20 protein-coding genes are annotated in these 24,509 nt (G+C 72.0%); 8 read left to right on the top strand and 12 right to left on the bottom strand.

All coding sequences use genetic code 11. The annotated features are described in order from the left end of the window. Nucleotides 1-6: 6 nt before the first annotated feature. Nucleotides 7-420 carry an arsenate reductase ArsC gene (locus tag ACFHWS_RS22280; protein ID WP_416568944.1) on the top strand — a complete coding sequence of 138 codons (414 nt, stop codon included), beginning with the start codon at nt 7-9 and terminating at the stop codon, nt 418-420. Here ACFHWS_RS22280 and ACFHWS_RS22275 read toward each other — a convergent pair. From ACFHWS_RS22275 to ACFHWS_RS22260, 4 genes are all read right to left on the bottom strand, one after another. After that, the gene (locus ACFHWS_RS22275) at nt 413-1,417 is read right to left on the bottom strand and encodes an anion permease (RefSeq protein ID WP_416551863.1); all 1,005 of its coding nucleotides are present in this window, start codon (nt 1,415-1,417) and stop codon (nt 413-415) included. The two genes, ACFHWS_RS22280 and ACFHWS_RS22275, sit on opposite strands and share 8 nt — an antisense overlap. Before the next feature lie 5 nt (nt 1,418-1,422). Further along, nucleotides 1,423-2,049, bottom strand: a complete 627-nt coding sequence (locus ACFHWS_RS22270) for a DUF47 domain-containing protein (protein ID WP_416551864.1) — start codon at nt 2,047-2,049, stop codon at nt 1,423-1,425. Nucleotides 2,050-2,187: 138 nt separating this feature from the next. Beyond that, complete coding sequence (locus ACFHWS_RS22265) at nt 2,188-3,096, bottom strand: PPK2 family polyphosphate kinase (RefSeq protein ID WP_416551865.1); 909 nt, start codon at nt 3,094-3,096, stop codon at nt 2,188-2,190. A gap of 85 nt (nt 3,097-3,181) precedes the next feature. After that, entirely contained in the window at nt 3,182-3,688 is a 507-nt protein-coding gene (locus ACFHWS_RS22260; protein ID WP_416551866.1) for a DUF402 domain-containing protein, read from the bottom strand. Nucleotides 3,689-3,799: 111 nt separating this feature from the next. Here ACFHWS_RS22260 and ACFHWS_RS22255 point away from each other — a divergent pair, with 111 nt between their 5' ends. Beyond that, nucleotides 3,800-5,941, top strand: a complete 2,142-nt coding sequence (locus ACFHWS_RS22255) for an ATP-dependent DNA helicase (protein WP_416568943.1) — start codon at nt 3,800-3,802, stop codon at nt 5,939-5,941. A gap of 54 nt (nt 5,942-5,995) precedes the next feature. Here the strand turns inward: ACFHWS_RS22255 and ACFHWS_RS22250 are convergent, their stop codons facing one another. Further along, the gene (locus tag ACFHWS_RS22250; protein WP_416551868.1) at nt 5,996-7,276 is read right to left on the bottom strand and encodes an AI-2E family transporter; all 1,281 of its coding nucleotides are present in this window, start codon (nt 7,274-7,276) and stop codon (nt 5,996-5,998) included. Nucleotides 7,277-7,465: 189 nt separating this feature from the next. On the opposite strand from ACFHWS_RS22250, the gene ACFHWS_RS22245 reads away from it, so the two are divergent. Together ACFHWS_RS22245 and ACFHWS_RS22240 are read left to right on the top strand one after the other, a co-directional pair. Continuing rightward, nucleotides 7,466-7,804 (top strand): GroES family chaperonin, encoded by a 339-nt coding sequence (locus ACFHWS_RS22245; protein ID WP_416551869.1) that lies wholly within the window; start codon nt 7,466-7,468, stop codon nt 7,802-7,804. Between the two features lie 365 nt (nt 7,805-8,169). Then, nucleotides 8,170-8,424 carry a hypothetical protein gene (locus tag ACFHWS_RS22240; RefSeq protein ID WP_416551870.1) on the top strand — a complete coding sequence of 85 codons (255 nt, stop codon included), beginning with the start codon at nt 8,170-8,172 and terminating at the stop codon, nt 8,422-8,424. A gap of 7 nt (nt 8,425-8,431) precedes the next feature. Here the strand turns inward: ACFHWS_RS22240 and ACFHWS_RS22235 are convergent, their stop codons facing one another. Both ACFHWS_RS22235 and ACFHWS_RS22230 read right to left on the bottom strand, forming a co-directional pair. After that, complete coding sequence (locus ACFHWS_RS22235; RefSeq protein WP_416551871.1) at nt 8,432-10,105, bottom strand: PrsW family intramembrane metalloprotease; 1,674 nt, start codon at nt 10,103-10,105, stop codon at nt 8,432-8,434. Nucleotides 10,106-10,179: 74 nt separating this feature from the next. Continuing rightward, nucleotides 10,180-11,346, bottom strand: coding sequence for an FUSC family protein (locus tag ACFHWS_RS22230; RefSeq protein ID WP_416551872.1), 1,167 nt, complete (start codon nt 11,344-11,346; stop codon nt 10,180-10,182). A gap of 99 nt (nt 11,347-11,445) precedes the next feature. Here ACFHWS_RS22230 and ACFHWS_RS22225 point away from each other — a divergent pair, with 99 nt between their 5' ends. Next, complete coding sequence (locus ACFHWS_RS22225; RefSeq protein ID WP_416568942.1) at nt 11,446-12,840, top strand: FAD-binding oxidoreductase; 1,395 nt, start codon at nt 11,446-11,448, stop codon at nt 12,838-12,840. 3 nt (nt 12,841-12,843) lie between these two features. On the opposite strand, the gene ACFHWS_RS22220 is transcribed toward ACFHWS_RS22225, so the two are convergent. Then, the gene (locus ACFHWS_RS22220) at nt 12,844-14,679 is read right to left on the bottom strand and encodes a glycerol-3-phosphate dehydrogenase/oxidase (protein WP_416551874.1); all 1,836 of its coding nucleotides are present in this window, start codon (nt 14,677-14,679) and stop codon (nt 12,844-12,846) included. A gap of 107 nt (nt 14,680-14,786) precedes the next feature. On the opposite strand from ACFHWS_RS22220, the gene ACFHWS_RS22215 reads away from it, so the two are divergent. Next, nucleotides 14,787-17,243 (top strand): S8 family serine peptidase, encoded by a 2,457-nt coding sequence (locus tag ACFHWS_RS22215; protein WP_416568950.1) that lies wholly within the window; start codon nt 14,787-14,789, stop codon nt 17,241-17,243. A 92-nt stretch (nt 17,244-17,335) separates the two neighbouring features. Here the strand turns inward: ACFHWS_RS22215 and groL are convergent, their stop codons facing one another. Together groL and ACFHWS_RS22205 are read right to left on the bottom strand one after the other, a co-directional pair. Continuing rightward, the gene (gene groL / locus ACFHWS_RS22210) at nt 17,336-18,958 is read right to left on the bottom strand and encodes a chaperonin GroEL (protein ID WP_416551875.1); all 1,623 of its coding nucleotides are present in this window, start codon (nt 18,956-18,958) and stop codon (nt 17,336-17,338) included. A 509-nt stretch (nt 18,959-19,467) separates the two neighbouring features. Next, nucleotides 19,468-19,671: a cold-shock protein gene (locus tag ACFHWS_RS22205; protein WP_067305333.1), complete on the bottom strand. Its 204-nt coding sequence runs from the start codon at nt 19,669-19,671 to the stop codon at nt 19,468-19,470. Nucleotides 19,672-19,907: 236 nt separating this feature from the next. On the opposite strand from ACFHWS_RS22205, the gene ACFHWS_RS22200 reads away from it, so the two are divergent. Together ACFHWS_RS22200 and ACFHWS_RS22195 are read left to right on the top strand one after the other, a co-directional pair. After that, nucleotides 19,908-20,834: a serine hydrolase gene (locus ACFHWS_RS22200; RefSeq protein ID WP_416551876.1), complete on the top strand. Its 927-nt coding sequence runs from the start codon at nt 19,908-19,910 to the stop codon at nt 20,832-20,834. A gap of 194 nt (nt 20,835-21,028) precedes the next feature. Next, nucleotides 21,029-21,532 (top strand): GNAT family N-acetyltransferase, encoded by a 504-nt coding sequence (locus tag ACFHWS_RS22195; RefSeq protein ID WP_416552084.1) that lies wholly within the window; start codon nt 21,029-21,031, stop codon nt 21,530-21,532. A gap of 70 nt (nt 21,533-21,602) precedes the next feature. On the opposite strand, the gene paaN is transcribed toward ACFHWS_RS22195, so the two are convergent. Together paaN and ACFHWS_RS22185 are read right to left on the bottom strand one after the other, a co-directional pair. Then, nucleotides 21,603-23,279 carry a phenylacetic acid degradation protein PaaN gene (paaN, locus tag ACFHWS_RS22190; protein ID WP_416551877.1) on the bottom strand — a complete coding sequence of 559 codons (1,677 nt, stop codon included), beginning with the start codon at nt 23,277-23,279 and terminating at the stop codon, nt 21,603-21,605. Nucleotides 23,280-23,293: 14 nt separating this feature from the next. Next, a complete protein-coding gene (locus ACFHWS_RS22185) occupies nt 23,294-24,307 on the bottom strand; it encodes a GNAT family N-acetyltransferase (protein WP_416551878.1) in 1,014 nt (337 codons plus the stop codon). Between the last annotated feature and the right edge of the window lie 202 nt (nt 24,308-24,509).

Genomic DNA, 24,509 nt, shown 5'->3' with positions numbered 1-24,509 from the left:
GATACCGTGAGCAAGCCCAGTGTGCTGTTCGTCTGCGTACACAACGCGGGCCGGTCCCAGATGGCCGCCGGCTGGCTGCGTCACCTCGGCGGCGACGCGGTCGAGGTCCGCTCGGCCGGCTCGGCGCCGGCCGAGTCGGTCAACCCGGCGGCGGTCGAGGCGATGCGCGAGGTCGGCATCGACATCACCGACCAGACCCCGAAGCGGCTGGAGTGGTCCACCGCCGAGTCCTCGGACGTGGTGGTCACCATGGGCTGCGGCGACGCCTGCCCGGTCTTCCCCGGCAAGCAGTACGAGGACTGGCAGTTGACCGACCCGGCCGGCAAGGGTGTCGAGGCGGTCCGGCCGATCCGCGACGAGATCCGCCGCCGGGTCGAGGCGCTGCTCGCCGACCTGGTGTCGACGACCCGGGTCAGCTGAACAGCGGGCGGACGACGAAGTACATCACCGCGCCGATGCTGCCGGCCGCCGGGAAGGTCAGAATCCAGGCGCCGACGATGTTGCCGGCGACGTTCCACCGTACGGCCGACAGCCGCTTGGTCACCCCGACGCCCATGATCGCCGAGGTGATGGTGTGCGTGGTGGAGATCGGCGCGCCGAGCACCAGGGCGTTGAAGTAGAGCACCGAGCTGGCGACGGTCTCGGCGGCGAACCCCTCGGGCGGCCGCAGGTCGATGATCTTGCGACCGAGGGTACGGATGATCCGCCAACCGCCGGCGTAGGTGCCCAGCGCCAACACGGTCGCCGAGGTCCAGAAGACCCATTCCGGGATCGTCTCGGCGTCGGACTGGAACCCGCCGACGAACAGGGCCAGCACCACGATGCCGATGGTCTTCGCGGCGTCCTGCATGCCGTGCCCGACCGACATCGCCGCCGCCGAGACCGACTGGGCGATCCGGAAGCCCCGGTTGAGCTTACCGGGCTGTCCGTTACGGAAGATCCACTGCACGGCGAGCATGACCAGGAAGCCGAGCGCGAAGCCGACCAGTGGGGAGAGCACCATCGGCACCACCACGTCGCCGGCGATGCCGCCCCACAGCACCGTGCCGGAGGCGGCGATGGTGGCGCCGACCAGGCCGCCGATCAGCGCGTGGGACGACGACGACGGCAGCCCGAAGTACCAGGTGATCAGGTTCCAGGTGATCGCGCCCACCACACCGGCGAAGACGATGCCGAGGCTGGAGACGCCGGCCGGCAGCTCGACCAGGCCGCTGCCGACGGTCTTGGCCACCTCCGCACCGAAGTGGGCGCCGATGAAGTTGCCGACCGCGGCCATGATCAGGGCGACCCGTGGGGTGAGCGCCCGGGTGGAGATGCTGGTGGCGATGGCGTTTGCCGCGTCGTGGAACCCGTTGGTGTAGTCGAAGACCATGGCAACGGTGATCACCGCGAGGACGGCGATGAGTTCGGCGCTCACCCGGCTCAGGACTCCTTGACCGCGATGGTCTCGACGGTGTTGGCCACGTGCTCGAAGGCGTCGCAGGCAGCCTCCAGCTCGTCGGCGACCTCCTTCATCTTCAGCACGGTGAGCGCGTCGTACTCGCCGGAGAAGAGCCGGACCAGCAGCATCCGGTACGCCCGGTCACCCTCGTTCTCCAGCCGGTTGCACTCGATCCAGTAGTCCTCCAGGTCCTTCATCGCCCGTAGCCGGGGCATCGCCTCGGCGGTCACCCGGGCCTGCTGATCGAGCACCGCGATCAGCTCGTGCATCTCCCGGGGCAGCGACGGCAGCTGGGTCAGCCCGTAGAGGTAGAGCAGGTTGCCGACCGCCTCCAGGTGGTCCATCACGTCGTCGAGCTGACTGCCCAGCCGGTAGATGTCCTCCCGGTCGAACGGGGTGATGAACGCCGAGTTGATCTTCTTGTAGAGGTCGTGGGTGATCTGGTCGCTGTCGTGCTCGACCTCGGTGAGCCGCTCGCTGACCGACTGGACGTCGACTCCGGGCAGGGCGAGTTCGTTGAGCAGCTCGGTGCCCCGCACGAGGTTCCGCGCGGCCTTGGTGAACAGTTCATAGAAGGCGCCCTCGACCGGGCGGAAGGAGAACTTCACAGCGCAGACCTCGTCGGAGACGGTGGGGAACAGGGGCTGGCCACGGGTAACGCCCGCGCGCTCTGCAGGGAATGCTAGGTAACAGCGAATCACGCCTGCTCGCGGCCCACCCCTGTACACCTACGAGTCAGTCTCTGTTCATCCGCCGTTTACTTTCGGTCCATCCCCGGCGAGCAGCCGAGCATGCTCCTTGCGCAGGTCGAAACGAGCTGGCGGGTAGCTCAGGTCCAGATCCGCGAAATGTTCCCGGAGCAGGTGCGCCAACGCCCAGTCCCGGTACCACTTGCGGTCGGCCGGCACCACGAACCAGGGCGCGGCGTCCGTGGCGCAGCGGCTCAACGCCTCCGTGTACGCGGCCTGGTAGTCCGGCCACTTGGTGCGGGCGTCCACGTCCCCCGGGTGGTACTTCCAGTGCTTGGTCGGATCGGTCAACCGGGACAACAGCCGCTCCCGCTGCTCCGCGTACGAGATGTGCAGGAACACCTTGATCAGCACGAACCCCTCGTCGACCAGCCCGGCCTCGAATTCGTTGATCTCGTCGTAGCGGGCCCGCCAGGTCTCCTCCGGCACCAGCGACTCGACCCGTACCACCAGCACGTCCTCGTAGTGTGACCGATCGAACACCCCGACCTGGCCGGCGTCCGGCAACGCCCGGCGGATCCGCCACAGGAAATGGTGCGCCAACTCCTCCTCGGTAGGCGGCCCGAACGCCCGGATCCGCAGGCCGAGCGGGTTCATCGCGCCGGCGACCCGCTTCACCGCGCCGCCCTTGCCGCCGCAGTCCATGGCCTGCAGCACCAGCAGCACCCGCCGACCGGCCGCGCTGCCGGCGACAGCCTGGGCGTGCAGCATCTCCTGCTGCTCGGCCAGTTCGTCGCCGATGCGGCGGACCTCGGCGCGGGCCCACGACTTGCGGTCCGGCCCGGTCACCGACAGCGCCGGCAGCCCCGGCGTCGACCTCGGGTCGATCGCGGAGAGGTCGACCGGCCGGCCGGCGCCGACCCGTAGCAGTTCCCGGACAGGTGGCTCGTACAGGTCAGCAGTCATCCGACGATCATCACCCAGCCGGCCCCCGGCCGACCAGCCGACCGCTACCCGACCGGCCGGCCGGCCGACCGGCGAGCCAGCCGGATCAGCAGACCAGCGCCAGCCACTTCCGGTAGGCCGAGGCGAACGGCTCGGTGCCGTCGCCGAGCGCGTCCTGCAACCAGCGGGCGGCGGCCCAGGCCGACTCCACCACGTCCTCCGGGTAGCCGTACCGCACCCGGTGCTCGGCGAACTCGTCCTCGTCGCGCAGTTCCACGAGGCCGGTTGCCCGGCGCCGTACCACATCAAGATCAAGATCAATGAGGTGTACGGTGGAATCGTCCTCCCAGCGGGCCGGGCTGGCGATGTCGCAGTAGACCTCGCTGGTGCGCGGCGGCGGGTTGAACATGCAGGTCCACCACTGCTCACGCGGCACCAGCAGGACGAACGGGATCTGCTCCACCGACGGGCGACCGTGGTAGATCGACTCGGTGCCCCGGGGCACGCCGAGCCACACGCCGACCTCGTCCTCAGTCAACCGGCGGGCCGGATAGTCCCGGTGGGCCGAACCGTCGTACTTGCGATAGACCACCCGTACGACACCGCTCGACATGTGTCGCACCTTAACCGATGGCCGCTCACCGGAAGGCAACGTGCAGGTGACGCCCCAGTGCCGGCGCCAGCACCCGGGCGTCACCGGGCGACACCGGCCGGCACGCTGTGGATGACCGCCGAGGACGACGGTGGTGATCGGTACTGTCACCGGGTGACCCCTGCGACGACCACCAGCACCGCGTCCGCTCCGGCGGCCCCGCCGCGCCCGGCCGGCCGCTCCGGCACCGGTCGGCCGAGCGCCGCCCAGTTGCTCGCCGCCGCGGTCGGCGCGGTCCCCGGCGGCGCGGCCCGGCCCGGCCAGCAGGAGATGGCGTCGGCTATTGCCGACGCCATCCGTACCCGGCACCACCTGCTCGTGCAGGCCGGCACCGGCACCGGCAAATCGCTGGCCTACCTGGCACCCGCGCTGACCGTCGACGGCCCGGTGGTGGTCTCCACCGCCACCCTGGCGCTGCAGTCGCAGCTGGTCGAGCACGACCTGCCCCGACTCGCCGACGCGGTCGAGCCGATCCTGCGCCGCCGGCCCACCTTCGCCGTCCTCAAGGGCCGGCACCACTACCTGTGCCTGGCCCGGCTGGAGGACTCGGCCGAGGAGGAGCCGACGGACCTGTTCGACGCCGCCGGCGACAACGGCGACAGCGGCGGTAGCAACGGTGGCGGCGGCACCCGCTGGCTGGGCGCTGCCAACCGGCTCGGCAAGCAGGTGCAACGGTTACGTGACTGGGCGATGGAGACCGACACCGGCGACCGCGACGAGCTGGACCCCGGCGTCGACGACCAGGTGTGGCGGCAGGTGTCGATGCCGGCCCGGGAGTGCGTCGGGGCGGCCCGCTGCCCGTACGGCGAGGAATGCTTCGCCGAGGCGTCCCGGTTCCGGGCCCGCGAAGCCGACGTGGTGGTCACCAACCACAGCCTGCTCGCCGTCGACATGCTCGCCGACCGGCACATCGTGCCGCCACACAAACTGCTGATCGTCGACGAGGCCCACGAGCTGGCCGACCGGGTCTCCTCGGCCGCCCAGGCCGAGCTCACCCCGGACGTGATCGACCGGGCCGCCCGGCGGGCCCGGCCGCTGCTGCCGCCGGAGACCGCCGAGCAGCTCACCGAGGCCGGTGACGCCCTCGCCGTCGGGCTGGGCGAGTCGCCGGCCGGGCGGCTGACCAGCGGTCTGCCGCCGGCGCTGCGCGAGGCGTGCACCCTGCTGGAGTCGGCGACCCGGGCCGCGCTGGACAAGATCGGCGACATCAAGGCCGACGACCCGGACCCGGTGCGCAAACAGCAGGCCAAGTCGGTGCTGGACGAGCTCTCGACAACCGCCCAACGGCTGCTCGACGAGGCCGAACACGACGTCGCCTGGGTGGAGAAGCCGGACGGTCCGGCCGCCAACCGCCGGGCGCTGGTGGTGGCACCGCTGTCGGTGGCCGGCACCCTGTCCAGCCACCTCTACGAGGAGCGGACCGTGGTGGCCACCTCCGCCACCCTGACCCTGGGCGGGCGGTTCGACACGGTGGCCCGGTCGCTGGGTCTGGAGACCGCCGCCCCGGCCACCGAACAGACCGAGGCGGTCACGGCCGACGATCTCAGCTGGCGGTCACTCGACGTCGGTTCCCCGTTCGACTACCCCAAGCAGGGCATCCTGTACGTCGCCGCGCACTTGCCCCGGCCGACTGTCTCCGGGCTGCCCGCCCAGGCCGGCGAGGAGCTGCTGTCGCTGATCGGCACACTCGGTGGCCGTACCCTCGGATTGTTCTCGTCCCGGCGGGCCGCGCAGCAGGCCGCGGAGCTGGTCCGGGCGCGGACCGGGCTGACCGTGCACGTGCAGGGCGAGCAGGCGTTGCCGCTGCTGGTCCGCCGGTTCCGGGAGGACCGGGCGAGCTGCCTGTTCGGCGTGATGTCGCTGTGGCAGGGGGTGGACGTGCCCGGCGACGCCTGCCAGCTGGTGGTGATCGACCGGCTGCCGTTCCCCCGGCCGGACGAGCCGCTGGCCGCCGCCCGCGCCGCCGCCGTGGACGCCGCCGGCGGCTCCGGGTTCGCGGCGGTCAGCGTGCCGATCGCGGCGGTACGCCTGGCGCAGGGAGCCGGGCGGCTGATCAGGTCGACCGGTGACCGGGGCGTCGTGGCGGTGCTGGACTCCCGGCTGGAGACCGCCCGTGGCTACGGCGCGTTCCTGCGCCGGTCGCTGCCGCCGTTCTGGTACACCACCCGGCCCGAGGTGGTGCAGGGCGCGCTGCGCCGACTCGCCGCCAGCTGACCGCCGCGAACGCCGCGAGTCAGGCGGGTCGGCCGCCGGCCGGCGGCGTTCAGATCACGGTGGGCTGGTGCCGGTCACCACGGACTCCGGCGGTGGCGGCGGCGGCGGGACGTGCCGGCGGCGGGCCAGCCGGCGTACCGCCGTGTTCAGCACCGCGATCAGCGGTACGGCGACCAGCGCGCCGACGATGCCGGCCAGCACCACACCGGAGGTCACTGCCAGCACCACGGCCAGCGGGTGGATCGCCACCGCCCGCCCCATGATCAACGGCTGCAGGACGTTGCCCTCCAGCTGCTGCACCGCGATCACCGCACCCAGGATGATCAACGCGGTGACCCAGCCGCTGTCCACCAGGGCCACCAGGATGGCCACCGCGCCGGACAGGGTCGCGCCGACGATCGGGATGAACGCCCCCAGGAACACCAGCGCGGCCAACGCGAACGCGAACGGGATGTCGAACAGCACCAGGAAGATCCCGATGCCCACGGCATCGATGAACGCCACCAGCACGGTCGCCCGGACATAGGCGACCAGGGTCGTCCAGGCCGCGCTACCTGCGTCGTCGACCCGCCACCGGGCACCGGTCGGGAACAGCCCCACCAGGAACCGCCAGATCCGCTGCCCGTCCCGGAGGAAGAAGAACGTCGAGAACAACACCAGCAGCGCACCGGTGAACAGTTCGACGACCGTCCCGGCGGTGGAGACCGCGCCGCTGGTCAACGTCTGGGTGTTCTCGTTGATCCAGTTCTGTCCGGCCTCGACGTACTGGTCGAGCTGTCCATCGTCGAGCTTCAGCGGACCGGTGCGCAGCCACTGCTGGATCTCCCCGATGCCGCTGGACGCCTTCTCGCTCAGGTCCGGCAGTCCGGTGATGAACTCGTTGACCACCAGGGTCAGCGTGCCGACCACCCCGGCCAGCCCGGTGATCAGCACCACCGCCGTGGCCAGGGTGCGGGGCACGTGGGCCCGCAGCAGCCAGCCGACCGCCGGGGCGAGCAACGCGGCGAGCAGCAATGCCACCAGCACCGGAATGATGACGATCCGGACGTTGCCGATGACCCGCAGCAACGCCCAGCCGACGATGCCGATCACGATCAGCCGCCACGACCAGGCGGCGGCGATCCGGAGCGCGTGCGGCACGTCCGCGTCGTCGCGGCTCGTGGTCGACAGGTGCCCGTCGCCCGGCGGCGGGGTCTCCGCGCCCGGCTCGGCACCCGCGCCGGCCAGCTCGTCGGCGGCACCGGCCGCGGCGGCCCGGCGGGACCGTTCCCGCTCCCGGGCGGCCCGCACCGATTCCCGCCCAGCCTCGTACGCCTGGCGTAGCCGCCCTCTCATTTGTTGCAGCCGGCTCAAGCCAACCCCCGGAGTCAAGTAATCGGTCCGTACACGGTAACGGGCACATGTCCACCGTTGTTGCCGCTACCTCCCTGAACTCTCCCCGAAGTGCCCCGTACGGGCATCGGGCAACCATCCGGCCGACCCACCCGCGACCGGCCGGCACACCCCACGCGGTACGGTTCGGTCGTGACCGCCGACCCACCGCACGACAACGGTTTGCCGATCCGCCTGCTGCACGACCGAGTGCTGGTCAAACTCGAAGGCGGCGAGGGCGAACGCCGCTCCACCGCCGGCATCGTGATCCCGGCCACCGCGTCGGTGGGCCGGCGACTGTCCTGGGCGACCACGGTCGGGGTCGGGCCGAACGTACGCTCGATCGTCACCGGCGACCGGGTGCTGTTCGACCCGGAGGACCGCTCCGAGGTCGAGCTGCACGGCCGGGGTTACATCCTGCTCCGCGAACGCGACGTGCACGCGGTGGCCGCCCAACGGGTCGAAGAGGACTCCACCGGCCTCTACCTGTAGTTCAAAGGCCCACGCCGTCTCTGCACGCCAGCGGCGGGGCCCGTTGCGGTGGCATCCGACAGCTCGCCGGGAACCTACAGCGGTCTACGCGTTCCGTTGCTGGTGGTGTAAGCGCAGGCGCCGCCTTCTCTGCCCGCGCGTCGCTGACCAGCCCGCGACACCGTACGCATGATCAGCACCAGTCGACGTCGGGCGATGGGCCAGGAGCTGGCGAAGCTCGCCACGTTGATGGACGGCCAGGCCGCCTGACCTGACACCGCCGCTCTGCGTTGATCCAGTGCGCCCCATCAACTCGACACGCCGACCCCACCTCAGATCACCCCTGCAGGCCGGGTTGGCCGCTGCCGGCTGCGGCGACACTCACGGTGTCAGTGGGCTGCTCGGCCGGGCTGCCGGCCGAGCACCGGGCAGCGTACCTGGTGGACGCCGCACGCGCGTACCTCGACGTCGCTGACTTCACTGCGGCAGGACGGTGGGTAGTCGAGGCGGACCGCGTCGCACCGGCTGAAATCCGCTCCCGGCCTTCCGCCCGTACCCTCGTGGCTGAGATTTCCCGCCACGGACCGCAGGTCGCCGGCGTCGCCCGGCTGGCGACGGCGCTCGGGTTGACCCGCTGCTGATCTCCCGCTAGCCCGGGGGCGGGCCGTAGCCGGGCGGCGGTGGGTTGTAGTAGCCGGGCCGGACCTGATATCCGGACGGCGGACCGTACCCAGGCGGGGGCGGAGCGCCGTACCCAGGTGGCGGAGCGCCGTAGCCGGAGAACGGGGGCGGGCCGTAGCCGGGCGGGGTGCCCGGACCGGCACCGGGCCAGCCTGGGTAGCCGGCGAACATCGGCGGCGGAGGGGGCGGTGGCGCGGTGAGCACCACCGGGATCGGCACCACCGGCTCATCCGGCGCGGGCACCTGCCGCTGGCTGCCGTCCGGGAAGGTAATTTGGTAGTCCGCCCCGTTCCACAGCGCGTGCGGCGCCTGCGGGTCCCGGCCGACGAACGCCTGCCGGTAGGCGGCCAGCGCGGTCAGCAGCCGCTGCTCCTCCTTGGCATGGCGGGCCAGCTCCTCCGGTTTGCTCTCCAGGCCGCGCAGCAGCCCGTCGCGCAGCAGCGCCAGCTCGGTGGCGGCGGCCTGGAAGTCGCGCATCGCCCGTACGCCCGGCTCGCCGGCCACCCGGCTGGCCCAGCGGCGCGCCGAGTGCCGCCGGCCCAGGCTGCCCAGCGCCGCCACCTCCGGCGGGGTAAACCAGCCGGCCCGGACATAGTCGGGCAGCACCCGCTCGGTCAGCCGCCCTTCCCAGCTGCGCAGCCACACCGCCAGGCCGACCATGCCGAAGAAGATCGGCACCATCAGGCCGATGTAGCCGTACAGCAGGATCAGGGTCTGGCCGGTCGCCTCGACCAGCGTCGGGATCAGGTTCCAGGCCCCGTGCAGCATCATCGCCAGCAGCAGCCCAGCGGTCGGCGCGAGCACCCGGATCCGCCGGTCGGCACTGCGCGCGGCCACCCCGAGACCGACACCGGCCATCGAGGTGAACAGGGGGTGGGCGAAGCCGGTGAAAAGGATCCGGACGATGAAGATGGCGAAGACGTTCTGCGCGCCGGTCGCCGGGCCGTACTGCTCGGCTCCGGCGGCGTAGCCGTATCCGCCGAGGTAGAGGATGTTCTCCACCATCGCGAAGCCGATCGCGGACATGCCGCAGTAGACGATCCCGTCGGTGATGCCGGACCACTCGCGGCGGCGGGTCAGCAGCAGCAGGATCGGGCCGAGGGTCTTGGTCAGCTCCTCGATGAACGGCGCCACCAGCACCGCCACCAGCGCTTCCGAGTAGCCCAGATTGTAGAGCAGATCCGCCGAGAAGGTGTTCACGTTCAGCGAGGCGTACGTGGAGACGAACGCCCCCCAGGCGAAGCAGAAGGCGAGGTAGCGCACCGGCTCCGGTTCGTACCGGTCCAGCCACAGGAAACAGGCGACCAGCACCGGTACGGGCAGCACTGCCGCGATGACGCCGACGGTCAACGCGACCGGGCCGAGCGCGGTGCCGAGGTAGACCAAAATGGCGACGCCGCAGCCGGCGATCAGCACCACGATGCCGGCCAGGGTCAGCCAGCGCAGCCAGACGCTGCGCCGCAGCCGATCGGCCGGCACGGTCCCGTCCGCCGGCTCCGCCGGAACGGCCGCTGGGGCCGCTGGCTCAGCCGTTGAAGCCGCTGGCTCAGCTGCGGTTGGCGGGTCCGCCGCAGGTACCGGCTCGGTCGAAGCCGCCGCAGGGCGGGAGCCGGATGGACCACCGGGGACAGTGTCGGACATTGGGCTAGCGTAGCCAGCGTCGACGAACGGCGGGCAGCGTGTCACCCGGTGGGTACGCCAGGAATGCTGACCGGTTAGTCCGATTCCTCGTTCCCGAACGCCTCGCTGATCATCTCTTCCACCACCCCGGCCTCGGTGCCACTGGCCCGGACCAGGTCGCTCGCGGTAGCCCTGATCTGGGCGACCACCACGCTGCCGTTGAATCCCACCCCGGCGCCGTACGCCGCACCGGCGCACCTGGCGGCGTCCAATGCCCGACGTCGGGTGCGCACCGGGTCGGTACCCGTGTCGAGTTCGTGGCGCAGGATGCGCACCGCGTCGCCGAGGTGGCAGACCGCCTCCGGCAGAGCAGACGGCACCGGCTCGTCCTCGGTCAGCAGGGAGACCACCCGCCGGGTGAGCACCCGCGAGTTGCGCAGCCCTCGGGTGACGTACTCGGCGCTCTCGGCGTACTGGGCCAGTGGGCCGCGGGCCCGCCAGCGCGCCGGCGCCAGGACCGCCGTCTCGTGTCCCGCCTCGACCGCCTCCCGGAACTCGGACAACTCCTTCTCCGCATCGTGCAGCCGCTTCGATGCGGCCTCTGCCCGGCGGCGGTCCCGCCCAGCCAACGCCTTTCCGCTGAGGATCAGCATGTCGGACAGTACGTCCAGCGCCGGGTCGGCGGCGCGGCGCACGATGACCAGCGGGTTGAGCGGCAGCAGCAGGATCAGCACCACCAGCCCGACCAGCCCGCCGACCAGGGCATCGATGAACCGGTCGGGGTAGAGGTTTTCCGACTGCGACGTCAGGGTGGCGACCAGCACTCCGGACGACGCGGCCTGGGTGACCAGGGCCGCGCCGCTGCCCAGAAAGACAGCGGCCACCACCGCGAGCGGCACGATCAGCAGCAGCTGCCAGGTGCCGGTGCCGATGGTGATGACGATCAGGTCGCCGATGGCGATCCCGACCGCGACCCCGACCACCAGTTCGGCGGCGCGTTTGAGTCGTTGCCCGATCGAGGCGCTGAGAATGATCACCGCCGCGATCGGGGCGAAGAAGGGCACCGGGTGGCCGATCACCCGGCGGGCGATGAACCAGGCCAGCGCCGCCGCCAGACCAGCCTGCAGGGCGAGTACGAGGTTGGCGCGGACCCGGTCCGACCGTTCCCGGAACTCGGTTCCGACCCGGCTGCGGGTCAGCGTGAGCAGCCCGGTGAGACGGGGTGCCGCCGCCGCACGTGGTGGCTTCCCGGCGTCGGCCATGCGGGCAGCGTACCGAGCAATTCGCGGCTTATGGTGGTATTGCCCATCCGGTCACGCCCGCGGTGGCCGATCTGGTGCCGCGCTGGCTAGCCTGCGAAGATGTCCGACCTCATCGAGGCACTCCGCGCGGCCTTGCCCGACACCGCGGTCCTCACCGACCCCGACCTGCTGCGCGGCCACCAGCGCGACGAGGCCGACCTGTGCGCCGCCGGCACCCCGGCCGTCGTGGTCCGACCCCGGACAACCGCCGAGGTGGTCGCCACCGTCAAGGTTGCCGCCCGGTACGGCGTACCCGTGGTGCCGCAGGGTGCCCGGACCGGGCTGGCCGGCGCGGCGAACGCGGTCGACGGCGCGGTGGTGCTCTCCACCACCGCGATGGACCGGATCGTCGACGTCGACCCAGTCAACCGCACCGCCGTCGTCCAGCCCGGCGTGGTCAACGCCACCCTGGCCGCCGAGGTGGCCCGGTACGGGCTGCGCTACCCGCCGGACCCCGGCTCGTGGGAGTCGTCCACCATCGGCGGCAACGTGGCCACCAACGCCGGCGGCATGTGCTGCGTCAAGTACGGCGTGACCGGCGAGTACGTCATCGGGCTCGAAGTGGTGCTGGCCAGCGGCGAGGTGCTGCGCACCGGCCGGCGCACCGCCAAGGGGGTCGCCGGCTACGACCTGACCCGGCTCTTCGTCGGCTCCGAAGGCACCCTCGGGGTGATCACCAAGGTGACCGTCGCGTTGCGGCCGGCCGCCGACGCCTCGCTCACCCTGGTCGCGGTCTTCGACTCCACCGCCGCGGCCGGCACCGCCGTCGCCGGCATCGCCTCCGGCGGGCTCAGCCCCAGCCTGCTGGAGCTGCTGGACCGCACCCACCTGCGGGCGATCGAGGCGTACCGGCCGATGGGGTTACGCACCGACGCCGCCGCGCTGCTGCTCGCCTCGGTCGACACCGGCACCGCCGCCGGCACCGACCTGGACCGGATCGCGCAGGTGTGCACCGCCGCCGGCGCCGCCGAGGTGTACGCCGCCAGCGACGCGGTCGAGGCCGCCGCCCTGCTGCAGGCCCGCCGGCTGGCCCACCCGGCGATGGAACGTCTCGCCGCGCAGACCTTCCCCGCCGGCAACGGCGGGCTGATCATCGACGACGTGGCGGTGCCCCGCTCGACGCTGGCCCGGATGCTCGACGGTGTCGAGGCGATCGCCGCCGAACACGCCGTACCGATCGGCGTCGTCGGGCACGCCGGCGACGGCAACCTGCACCCGAACATCGTGGTCGACCGGGCTGACCCGGACAGCCTGACCCGCGGCCGGGCCGCCTTCGACGCGATCATGCGACTCGGGCTGGAGCTGGGCGGCACCTGCACCGGCGAGCACGGGGTCGGCCTGCTCAAACGCGACTGGCTGGCCGAGGAGATCGGCCCGGTCGGCATGCGGGTGCATCGCGCCGTCAAGCAGGCGCTGGACCCGACCAGCCTGTTCAACCCCGGCAAACTGCTCTGACCTTCAGCCGGTCGGCATACCGGAGTCGGTCGGCCAGTCCACACCCCGGTCGGCGGCGAAGCCACGGACGTCCGCCGCACCGAGGCGCGCCGCATCGGCGGTCGCGTCGTCCGGCATCCGCTGCGACTGCAGCTCCGCCGCCACCCGGGCCCGGTAGTGCTCCACCTCGCGGTCCCGCACAGCCTCGTCCCAGCCAAGCACCCGGCCCATCACCTCGGCGGCGTGCCCGGCCGACTCGTTGCCCCGGTGCGGCGTCTCGATCGAGATGCGGGTCCGCCGGGTCAGCACGTCGTCCAGGTGCAGCGCACCCTCGGCGCGGGCCGCGTACGCGATCTCGACGGCCAGGTACTCGGGTGCGCCGGGCACCGGGCTGGCCAGCAGCGGATCGTCGTCGATCAACGCCAGCAGCTCCACCGCGAGGGTGCCGTACCGCTCCAGCAGGTGCTCCAGCACCCCGACCGGGACGCCGTGCCGGCGGGCCACGTCGGCCCGGTCCCGCCACATCGCGGCGAACCCGTCGGCACCGAGCAGCGGCAGGTCGGCGGTCCGCGACGGCCGGTCCACCCCGAGCCGGGCCGCCGCCCGGTCCACCACGTCCGCGGCCATCACCCGGTACGTCGTGTACTTGCCACCGGCCACCAGCAGCAGACCCAGCATCGGCTCGACCACGGCGTGCTCGCGGGACAGCCGCGACGTCGAGTCCGCCTCACCGGACAACAGCGGCCGCAGACCGGCGTACACCCCTTCGATATCGCGCGGCGCCAGCGGCCGGTCCAGCACCGTGTTCACCTGGTCCAGCAGGTAGCCGATGTCGCGTTCGGAGGCGGCCGGGTGGGCGCGGTCGAGCCGCCAGTCGGTGTCCGTGGTGCCGATGATCCAGTGCCCGCCCCAGGGCAGCACGAACAGCACCGAGGTGGCGGTACGCAGGATCAGCCCGGCCTCACCGGTGATCGCCGACCGGGGCACCACCAGATGCACGCCCTTCGACGCGCGTACCCGCAGGCCGGGCCGAACCCCGACGTCGCCGAGCATCCGCGACACGTCGTCGCTCCACACTCCGGTGGCCGCGATGACGGTACGGGCATGTACCTCGAACTCGGCGTCCGGATCGCCGGGCCGGGCCTCCATGTCCCGGACCCGCACCCCGGTCACCTCGCGGGCCTGGCGCAGCAGGCCGACGGCGCGGGCGCTGGTCACCACGGCCGCGCCGAGACTGGCTGCGGTCCGCGCCAGGGTGACCACCAGCCGGGCGTCGTCGACCTGACCGTCGTAGTAGCGCACGGCACCGGCGACGGCGTCCGACCGCAGGCTGGGGAAGACCCGCCGGGCGCCTTCGCGGGACAGGTGCCGGTGCAGCGGCATCCCCCGACCGCCGCCGAACACCCCGGCGAACACGTCGTACGCGGCGACCCCGGCGCCGTAGTAGGCCCGCCGCCAGACCCGGCCGGGCAGCGCCCGTGGCCCGCTGGCGCCGCCCTGCGGCAGCGGAACCAGGATCGGCACCGGCCGGACCAGGTGCGGGGCGATCCGGGTAGCCAGCAGCCCACGCTCGGTCAACGCCTCGTGCACCAGCCCGAACTCGAGCTGCTCCAGATAGCGCAGCCCGCCGTGAATCAGTTTGCTGGACCGGCTGGACGTGCCGGCGGCGTAGTCGCGGGCCTCGACCAGCGCCACCTTGAGCCCACGGGACGCGGCGTCGAGCGCGGCGCCGACGCCGGTCACCCCACCCCCGATCACCAGTACGTCGAACCGCTCGCCACGGAGGCGGCGCAGATCGGCGGCGCGGCGGGTCACGGACAGTTGGCCGGCTGCGTACCGGGAGACGGCAGGGTCACGCACCTCTCCACCGTATCCCGCCGCCTAGGGTGGCGGACATGACGCAGCCGCCCGGTCATCCCGGCTACCCGTACCCCGGTCAGCCCTACCCGGTGCCGCCGCCGTACCCGATGCAGCCGTCCGCCGCCGCCGGGCCGCCGCCGGCCAGCGTGTGGCCGACGGTCGCCGCGGTGGCGATCGCGATCTGGTCGGTCGGTGTGACGGTGTTCGCGCAGGCTGGCGGCTGGCTGACCGATCAGGTCCTGCTGGCCAGCGGGTTGCCCACCCCGGCGGTGGTCTGGCCGTTGATCGCGTTCGGCAACGCGCTGCTGGTCGGCGTACCCACCATGCTGCTGGCGCTGGTGCCCCGGTCACCGGCGGTACGGGCGACCGGCCGGGCCTGGCTGGTCGCCGCGTTCGCCCTCGGCGGTTTCGGGCTGCTGCGGGCCGTACCGACCGTCCACCACGAGCTGTACCTGGCCGCGCTCACCGTGCTCGCCGCCGGCGGCGCCGCCGGGCTGCGGGCGCTACGGCGCCGGGCCGAACCGGACCAGGCCGAGCCGGCTCAAGCCGAGTCAGGTCGGGCTCAGTCAGGTCCGGCCGAGCCAGCTCACGCTCAGTCTGACAAGGCGGACCGGATGGTCGCTGTGCTACTCGCCGTCGCGGCCGGGCTGGTCATGCTGCTGCCCTGGTGGTGGGTCGGCGCGCTGGGCGGCGCGGTGGAGACGGCACTCGCCGTCGCCGCAGCGGCCGCGACCGGCTGGTACGCCGCCGAACTGCTGCCCCGGCGGTTCTGGACGGCGATCGGTGCCGGCCCGCAGGGGCGCTCGGCGGTGCGCACCATCCTGCTCGGCGGGACGGTCGCCGGGGTTGGGCTGCTGCTGCTCGCCGCCGGCATCGGCCAACCCGGCGGGCAGCTGGCCGCGATCCTGGTGCTGCCGCCGATCGGCTACGCGGCTGCGGCGATCGGCTGGGCCGCCGACCGGTCCAGCGCGCCGGTCGGCGTACTGGCCGGGCTGTCCGTCGGCGGACCGCTGGCCCTGCTCGACCCGGAAGAGGTATCGCTGCTCCTGGCCATCGGCCGTGACCTACCGTTCTGGGCGTCGGTCGGTGCCGGCGTCGGAATGGCGCTGGCACTCGCGTTGGGTGTCGGCCTCGGCTTCGGTCTCGGTCGGCGGCGGGCGGGTCGACCACCACGGCTGGCAGGTCGACCACTGCGGCGGGTGGCGGTGGCCACCGTCGTGGTGCTGGCGGCGGCCGGTGCCGCCGTGCACCTCGCCGTCGGGCAGCCGGGGCTGCACGGCGAACGGCTGTTCGTGATGCTGCGGGAACAGGCCGATCTGTCCGACGTGCCGCGCGGCACCGGACCGCAGGCCCGCGACGAACGGGTCCGGACGGTCTTCCAACGGCTGGTCGACACCGCCGAGGCCAGCCAGGCCGACCTGCGCGACGATCTGGACCGGTGGGGGCTGTCCTACTCGCCGTACTACCTGGTCAACGCGATCGAGGTGGACGCCGGGCCGGCGCTGCGGCCCTGGCTGACCCGGCGGGACGACGTCGACCGGGTGCTGATCAGTCAGCAACTGCGGCCGCTGCCGGCCACGGTCGAGCCCGAACGGGGCGACCAGCCCGCTCCGCGTACCCCGCCGTGGAACATCACCATGCTCGGTGCCGAACGGGTCTGGACGGAGCTCGGTGTCGACGGCGCCGGCATCGTGGTCGGCGCCTCGGACTCCGGGGTGGACGGCGACCATCCGGCGCTCGCGGACGGGTTCCGGGGCGGCGACGACTCCTGGTTCGACCCGTGGAACGGCACCGGTACCCCGACCGACAACAACGGACACGGCACCCACACGCTCGGCTCGGCCGTCGGCGACACCTCGATCGGCGTCGCCCCGGGTGCGTCCTGGGTCGGCTGTGTCAACCTGGACCGCAACCTCGGCAACCCGGCACGCTACCTGGACTGCCTGCAGTTCATGCTGGCCCCGTTCCCGACCGGGGGCGACCCGTTCGCCGACGGGCGACCGGAACGCGCTCCGCACGTGCTCACCAACTCCTGGGGCTGCCCCGAGCTGGAAGGCTGCGACCTGAGTTCGCTGCGGCCGGCCTCCGAGGCGCTGGCCGCCGCCGGGCTGATGATGGTGGCCGCGGCCGGCAACACCGGCCCGTTCTGCAGCTCGGTCGATGACCCGCCGGCCCCGTACACCGATGTGCTGACCGTCGGCGCGGTAGACGCCGACCGGGAGGTTACCGACTTCTCCAGCCGGGGCCCGGCGCCGGACGGCACCGTCAAACCGGACCTGGTGGCACCGGGCGCCGACGTGCTGTCGGCGATGCCCGGCGGCGGGTACGCGGCGCTGGACGGTACGTCGATGGCGACCCCGCAGGTGGCCGGGGTGGTGGCGCTGCTGTGGTCGGCGCGACCGGAGCTGATTGGTGACCTGGACGGCACGGCGCGGATCCTGCGGCAGACCGCCGCCGAGGCCGGCCTCGGCGGCGGTGACAGCTGCGGTGACCCGGCGAACCTCACCGGCGCCGGTCTGGTCGACGCGTACGCGGCGGTGCAGGCCGCCCGGTCCGGCGGCTGATCGCCGCTGGGCCGGAGACGCCGCAGGGCGGTTACCGGGAAGCTGCCCGGTAACCGCCCTGCGGTTCTGTCGCTACTACGGCGTGGCTGGACTCAGAAGTCCATCTCGCCGCCGCCCGGCGCACCCGCCGGGGCCGGGGTCTTCTCCGGCTTGTCCGCCACCACGGCTTCGGTGGTCAGGAACAGCGCCGCGATCGACGAGGCGTTCTGCAGCGCCGACCGGGTCACCTTGGCCGGGTCGATGATGCCCGCTTGCAGCAGGTCCACGTAGTCGCCGTTGGCGGCGTTGAGGCCGTGGCCGGCCTCCAGGTTGCGGACCTTCTCCACCACGACGCCGCCTTCGAGGCCGGCGTTGACGGCAATCTGCCGCAGCGGGGCGTCCAGCGCGATCTTCACGATCTGCGCGCCGGTCGCCTCGTCGCCGACCAGGTCGAGCTTGTCGAAGGCGGTCTTGCCGGCCTGCACCAGAGCGACGCCACCACCGGGGACGATGCCCTCCTCGACGGCTGCCTTGGCGTTGCGCACCGCGTCCTCGATGCGGTGCTTGCGCTCCTTGAGCTCCACCTCGGTGGCCGCGCCGACCTTGATCACCGCGACGCCGCCGGCCAGCTTGGCCAGCCGCTCCTGCAGCTTCTCGCGGTCGTAGTCGGAGTCGCTCTTCTCGATCTCGGCCCGGATCTGGTTGACCCGGCCCTGGATCTGCTCGGCGTCGCCGGCACCGTCGACGACCGTGGTCTCGTCCTTGGTCACCTGGACCTTGCGGGCCCGGCCCAGCATGTCGATGGTCACCGCGTCGAGCTTCAGGCCGAGCTCCTCGCTGACGACCTGGCCGCCGGTGAGGATCGAGATGTCGGTCAGCATCGCCTTGCGGCGGTCACCGAAGCCGGGAGCCTTGACGGCAACCGACTTGAAGGTGCCGCGCACCTTGTTGACGATCAGGGTGGCCAGCGCCTCGCCCTCGACGTCCTCGGCGATGATCAGCAGCGGCTTGCCCGACTGCATGATCTTTTCCAGGATCGGGAGCAGGTCCTTGACCGAGGAGATCTTGCTGTTGACGATCAGGATGTAGGGGTCGTCGAGGACGGCCTCCATCCGCTCCGGGTCGGTCCAGAAGTAAGGCGAGATGTAGCCCTTGTCGAAGCGCATACCCTCGGTGAGCTCCAGCTCCAGGCCGAAGGTGTTGCTCTCCTCGACGGTGATGACGCCTTCCTTGCCGACCTTGTCCATCGCCTCGGCGATGATCTCGCCGACGCTGGCGTCTCCGGCGGAGATCGACGCGGTGGACGCGATCTGCTCCTTGGTCTCCACGTCCTTGGCGAGCTTGCTCAGCTCCTCCGCGACGTTGGCGACGGCGGCCTCGATGCCCCGCTTCAGGGCCATCGGGTTCGCGCCGGCCGCGACGTTGCGCAGGCCCTCGCGGACCAGGGCCTGGGCCAGGACGGTCGCCGTCGTCGTGCCGTCACCGGCCACGTCGTCGGTCTTCTTGGCGACCTCCTTGACCAGCTCGGCGCCGATCTTCTCGTACGGGTCCTCGAGCTCGATCTCCTTGGCGATGCTCACACCATCGTTGGTGATGGTGGGAGCGCCCCACTTCTTTTCGAGCACGACGTTGCGGCCCTTCGGGCCCAGCGTCACCTTGACGGCGTCGGCGAGGGTGTTCATGCCCCGCTCGAGACCGCGGCGCGCCTCTTCGTCGAACGCGATCATCTTGGCCATACGGCGTTGTCCTCCTGGACGCTCGCAGCACCGGAGCCGGTCAGCTCCGCCATGCCGCCTGCTCTACGCACCTTCGGACGTCGCTACCCAATGACAGTGACGTCCGCCGGCCGGGCCGGATAGCCCGCGACGACCGGCCATCTCCGTCACCCCGCGAAGCGGGACGACGGCGGTGGCCCCACCGCCCCGACCTTTGGCACTCCCGGTTGGCGAGTGCCAATCCTTGTTTAGCACTCTCCCCTGTCGAGTGCAAGCGAACAGCAACTTGCCGCCCGACGTACCCCTTCGGGCCGCACGGCCGCAGACGGCGGTCACGGTCAAGATCGGGTGGGCAGGATCGCCGGGCGGCGAAACGATGAAAGGCGCCGGCTCCACGAGGAGAACCGACGCCTTGCGGGTGCGCAGACCTGTGTCGAGCTATCAGCTACGTCGCCGTCCGGTCGGGCGGCCGCACCGGCCACCGGACGCGCAGTTGGCCAGCAGGGTGACCGCGCCGGCCAGCAGGGTGACTAGGCGATGACCCGGACCCTCTCCGCCTGAGGACCCTTCTGCCCCTGAGCGATCTCGAACTCGACGCGCTGCCCGTCGTCGAGCGCCTTGTAACCGTCCATCTCGATGGCGGAGAAGTGGACGAAGACGTCCTGACCCCCGTCGACCGCGATGAAACCGTAGCCCTTTTCGCTGTTGAACCACTTCACGGTGCCCTGTGCCACGGTGCACTTCCTCACTTCTGTCGTGCCGGGCCTCTGCCGGCCCTCTGACCGGCGTGTTCGCCGGCCGGAGCCACCGATCGGGACTCTCGTACGGGTTGCCCGAGTACAGCAGCCGGAATCGCACGCTACACGAGGTCTGACGGCACCGCACTATCCCAAAAGGGGACATCAACCCCCAGTCAAGTCTCCCTGGCACCACATTTCGTTGACCACGTGTGTCCCGTACACCGCAGAACGTGAAGCCCGGACGGCATCGCGCGCCTGGCAGCCGGGCCGCCCGACGGTCGGACCGCACCGCGCCCCGACGCGACCGCGTCCGCCAACGCCACCCGGCGGCCGCCGCCGTCGGGCTACTCATCGTGCTGTCGGCGTTCACCGGCGGCCTGCCCGGGGACGCCGGCAAACCACCGCCGCGCGAGCCGGGCTGGACCGTCGCCGACCAGGACCACGACCACCAGCAGCGCAGCGTGTTGCTGCGCGCCGGCCCGGTGCCGACACCGACCGACGGATTCTTCTCCTGGGCGGCGCTGAACCGGCGTACCGGGCTGATCACCGGGTCACCGAACTTCACCGCGCAGAGCGACACCATGTCGTTGATCAAGGTGTGGCTGGCTGCCGACGACCTGCGCCGCGCCGACGAGCAGGGCAACATGCTCCGGACACCCCAGCTGGCCCAGCTGTCGTCGATCATCCGGGACAGCGACAATCCCGGCGCGGACGCCACCTACGACCGGGTCGGTGGCCGGGAGTCCATCGAGCGGATGGTACGGCTCTGCGGGCTGACCGACTCGGCCCCGGAGCGCGACCGGTGGAGCAACACGGTCGTTTCCGCCCGCGATGTCACCAGGCTGGGGCGCTGCATCGCCGACGGACGGGCGGCCGGGCCGCAGTGGACGCCGTGGCTGCTGTCCGAGATGCGCGCCGTCCGCGGCGCAGGCGACTTCGGCCCACGGGACGCGCTCACCGCCGAGTACGCGGCCACCATCGCCATCAAGAACGGCTGGCTGCTGCGCGACGAGGACGGGCTCTGGCACATCAGCTGCCTCGCGATCGGGGAGACCTGGGTGATCGGCGCGCTGGCCCGCTACCCCGGGCGGCAGGGGCTCGACCACGGCATCGCCTACTGCCGGCAACTCGGCACGGCTTTGCTGCTGGTCGCGTGACCCCGTTGCCGGCGAGGGCGCGACCGTCGGCGGCTGGTGGCGTGACCGGTACGGGCCGGGCCGAAGGCGGGATTCCGGTTGTCTGCGAAGCCGCGCCGGGCGAGCATGCCGACGTGGAAACTGGGACCGGCCCCGCTCACGTCGTACCGCCGGTGGCCGCGGTCCGGCGGATCCGGGCCGACGACGCCGCCCGGATGCGCGCGCTGCGGCTGGAGATGCTCGCCGATTCGCCGCTGGCGTTCATCGAGCGGCTCGCCGACGCGGCGGCCCGTCCGCTGCACGAGTACGCCGAGCGGGCGGCCCGGTCCGCCGTCGGTGACCTGATCGCCCAGTTCGTGGCCGAGACCGGACCGGCCACCCCGGAAGCCGGCCCGGCACCGGCTGGCGAGCCGGCCGGCCGGCGGTTCGTGGCGCATGCGGGAGCGCACGTCTGGCGGGACGACGCGTCGGTGTCCGTCCTGTTCGCCGTCTACATCAGCCCGGCCTGGCGCGGCCGGAACCTGCTCGCCGAACTGGTCGACGCGGTCGCCGCCTGGTCACGCGCGACCGGTCGGCCGGAGCTGCTGCTGGAGGTGGTGGTCGGCAACGACCGGGCGGTACGGGCGTACCAGCGGCTCGGCTTCGCCGACACCGGCGTGCGTCTGCCACACCCGACCCGGCCGGACCTGACCGAGTTGCAGATGCGCCGGCCGGCGTGACCGGCCCGGCCAGCTGGCCGGGCCGGTCGGCATCCGTGGCGGGTCGGACGTGCCGGCGGGACTGGACGTTTCAGACGTGCCGGCGGGACTGGACGATCCGGAACCGGCCGGCGACGTACGCGCCGTCGGTCAACGCCGAGTTCGCCGCGGCGTTGGCACCGCTGGCGTGGAAGTCGGAGAAGGCGGCCGACTGGTTGACGAACACCCCGCCGGTGAGGTTCGCCGACAGGTGCACACCGACGTCCAGCGCGGCGGCCTCCACGTCGGCGAGCACCTGCTGGTCGGTCGAGTAGACGCCGGCGGTCAGCGCACCGCGGGCTGTGACCGTACGCCGGAATACTTCGACGCTGCGCGCGGTGGACCCGGTGGCGACGACGAAGCTGACCGGCCCGAACCACTCCCGGCCGTAGACGTCGTCGGCGTCCGCGCCCAGCTTGACGACCAGTGGGGTACGCACCACTGCGTTCGGGTACGCCGGGTGGCTGATCTCCCGCGACTCCAGCACCGGCTCGCCGAGCTTCGCCGCTGCGGCGAGCCGGTCGAGGACCGCGTCGTCGACGATCGCGCCGATGAGCTCGACCGCCCGCGCCGGATCGCCGGTCAGTTTGCCGATCGCGGCGGCGATGCCGGCGGCCACCTCGTCCGGGCTCTTGCGCCCCTGATCGGTTTCGATGCCGCCGGCCGGCACCAGGATGTTCTGCGGCGTGGTGCACATCTGTCCGCTATAGAGTGACAAGGAGAAGGCGATGTTGCGGCACATGCCGACAAAGTCCGCCGTGGAGTCGACGATGATCGTGTTGACGCCGGCCTTCTCGGTGTAGACGGTGGCGTGCCGGGCGTTGGCCTCCAACCAGTCGCCGTACTCGGTGGAGCCGGTGAAGTCGATGATCCGCACCTCGGGGCGGCCGGCGAGGACGGTCGCCAGCCGCTCGCCCGGCGCCTCAGCGGCGAGCTGCACCAGGTTGGGGTCGAAGCCGGCCTCGCTGAGCACCTCGCGGGCGTAGCGGACGGTGATCGCCAGCGGCAGCACCGCGCCGGGGTGTGGTTTGACCAGCACCGGGTTCCCGGTGACCAGGGAGGCGAACAGCCCCGGGTAGGAGTTCCAGGTCGGGAAGGTGTGGCAGCCGATCACCAGGGCGACGCCGCGCGGCACCACATGGAATGTCTTGGTCATCCGCAGCGGCTCGCCGCGGCCGGTCGGCTTCTCCCAGCCGGCGGTGCGCGGGTGGCGGGTCATCTCGGCGTACGCGTAGGCGATGGCTTCCAGGGCGCGGTCCAGCGCGTGCGCCCCGCCGGCCTGGAACGCCATCACGAACGCCTGACCGGTGGTGAACTGCACCGCGTTGGCCAGCTCGAAGCTGTGTTCGTGCAGCCGGGCGAGAATCTCCAGACAGACGCCGGCCCGACTGCGCGGTCCGGCGTCACGCCAGGCGGGCAGCGCGGCCTGGGCGGCGGTGATCAGCTGGTCGACGTCGGCGCGGGGGTACCGGACGCCGAGTTCGATGCCGAACGGGCTGTCGTCGGTGGCGACCGCTTCGCCGGTGGCGGTGGGCTGGTCGAGGGGGAAGTCCTTGCCCAGATAGGCGTGGAACGCCGCCGCGCCCTCGGCGGCGGCGTGTTCGCCGTAGATCCGCGGGCTCGGCGACTCGGGGTAGGCCGACCAGTAGTCGCGTTCGGCGATCGCGGTCAGCGCGCGGGCCAGGGTGTCGGCATGCGTGACGTACAGCGGGTGCGGGGTCTCCGTCATTCCGCCATCATGCCTCAGATGGTCTGCTGCCAGTTCTGCCAGATGTCGACCGCCCGGAAGCCGATCGCCTCGTTGATCGCGATCATGTGCTGGTTGCTGTCGGCGTTCCAGGTGTCGATCACCCGCAGCGCCGGTTCGTGGCGCAAGGTGAACCGCAGGTTCTCGATCTTGACGATGGTGCCCAGCCGGTGTCCGCGATGATCCGGGGCGACGATGGTGATCTGCTGGTAGGCGTGCCAGTCCGGTTCGGCTGGCCGGGTGATGTTGCTCCAGGCGACGATCCGGCCGCTGTCCAGATGCCGGGTCACCGTGTGGTAGCTGCGGGTGCGGGCCGCTTTTCGGGCCAGATCCGCTTCGTGGATCCGGTCGGCGTCGACGTTTTCCGGCTCCCACTCCAGGTCACCCATTGGCGAGTCGGTCACCATCCGCCCGTCCAGGTAGGCGAGATCGGCGCGGTACTCCTCCGGGCAGGGCCCGACCCAGGTCAGCAGCTCGTAGCCGGGGGCGCGGTGCCAGTACTCGGCGAGCATCACGTCGAGCGCCGGCTGGTCGACGGTGTCGATTTCGAGCCGACGGCGCGCCTCGACCAGGGCCGATTTGACCCCCATGGCGTGAGCGAAGGCGGTCGGCGCCGGATCGCGGGCGACGCCGCCGGGCATGGTGTCCGCCGAGTGCCCCATGATCCGGGTCCGGCCGGTCTCCCGGACCCGCCGCACGGCGTACGCGTACAGCGCTCGACCGATGCCGCGCCGCCGGTGCGCGGGGGCCACCTGGATGTCCACGCCGACGTTGTCGAGGTTGTCGAGCAACGGGAACTCCATGGCGACCAGCCCGACCGGTACGCCGTCCACACTGGCCAACGCGGCTTCGTACCGTACGCTGTGCCGCTGATGCCGCAGCAGGGCCTCGAACCACTGCCGGGGCGCCGGCGGCATGTCCGGGACAAAGCGGGCCGACCGCCTGATCTGGTACGCCTGCTCGAAGGCGGCCTCGTCGGCCGGATCCAGCGGGGTGATGGTGATGTCCATGCCGTCGAGCGTGACGGGGCCGGGCCAGCCGCGCGACCCAATTACCGGCCGGGGGACGTTGGTCGGGAGGACGCTCGCACAGCGCCTCCGGCGCCGCCGGTCGTTGGGACCCGGGGTTGAGATTGTTGCCAAGCTCGGTCGGGGCCCTTACGGCGAGTCGTCCTCCCGCACAGAGCATCCTGCGCCGTGCAAGTGCAGTCGT

This window comes from Micromonospora sp. LOL_013 (assembly GCF_048060315.1).
Lineage (GTDB): Bacteria > Actinomycetota > Actinomycetes > Mycobacteriales > Micromonosporaceae > Micromonospora_E.
The sequence above is the reverse complement of the archived record's forward strand: the minus strand, read 5'-3'. Positions and strand labels throughout refer to the sequence as shown.

What these genes read in the sequence shown, in the direction of transcription:
- ACFHWS_RS22265 (WP_416551865.1), bottom strand. Translation starts at nt 3,096, where the DNA reads ATGACTGCTGACCTGTACGAGCCACCTGTCCGGGAACTGCTACGGGTC.
- ACFHWS_RS22260 (WP_416551866.1), bottom strand. Translation starts at nt 3,688, where the DNA reads ATGTCGAGCGGTGTCGTACGGGTGGTCTATCGCAAGTACGACGGTTCG.
- ACFHWS_RS22255 (WP_416568943.1), top strand. Translation starts at nt 3,800, where the DNA reads ATGACCGCCGAGGACGACGGTGGTGATCGGTACTGTCACCGGGTGACC.
- ACFHWS_RS22250 (WP_416551868.1), bottom strand. Translation starts at nt 7,276, where the DNA reads ATGAGAGGGCGGCTACGCCAGGCGTACGAGGCTGGGCGGGAATCGGTG.
- ACFHWS_RS22235 (WP_416551871.1), bottom strand. Translation starts at nt 10,105, where the DNA reads ATGTCCGACACTGTCCCCGGTGGTCCATCCGGCTCCCGCCCTGCGGCG.
- ACFHWS_RS22230 (WP_416551872.1), bottom strand. Translation starts at nt 11,346, where the DNA reads ATGGCCGACGCCGGGAAGCCACCACGTGCGGCGGCGGCACCCCGTCTC.
- ACFHWS_RS22225 (WP_416568942.1), top strand. Translation starts at nt 11,446, where the DNA reads ATGTCCGACCTCATCGAGGCACTCCGCGCGGCCTTGCCCGACACCGCG.
- ACFHWS_RS22215 (WP_416568950.1), top strand. Translation starts at nt 14,787, where the DNA reads ATGCAGCCGTCCGCCGCCGCCGGGCCGCCGCCGGCCAGCGTGTGGCCG.
- groL (WP_416551875.1), bottom strand. Translation starts at nt 18,958, where the DNA reads ATGGCCAAGATGATCGCGTTCGACGAAGAGGCGCGCCGCGGTCTCGAG.
- ACFHWS_RS22195 (WP_416552084.1), top strand. Translation starts at nt 21,029, where the DNA reads ATGCGCGCGCTGCGGCTGGAGATGCTCGCCGATTCGCCGCTGGCGTTC.
- paaN (WP_416551877.1), bottom strand. Translation starts at nt 23,279, where the DNA reads ATGACGGAGACCCCGCACCCGCTGTACGTCACGCATGCCGACACCCTG.
- ACFHWS_RS22185 (WP_416551878.1), bottom strand. Translation starts at nt 24,307, where the DNA reads ATGGACATCACCATCACCCCGCTGGATCCGGCCGACGAGGCCGCCTTC.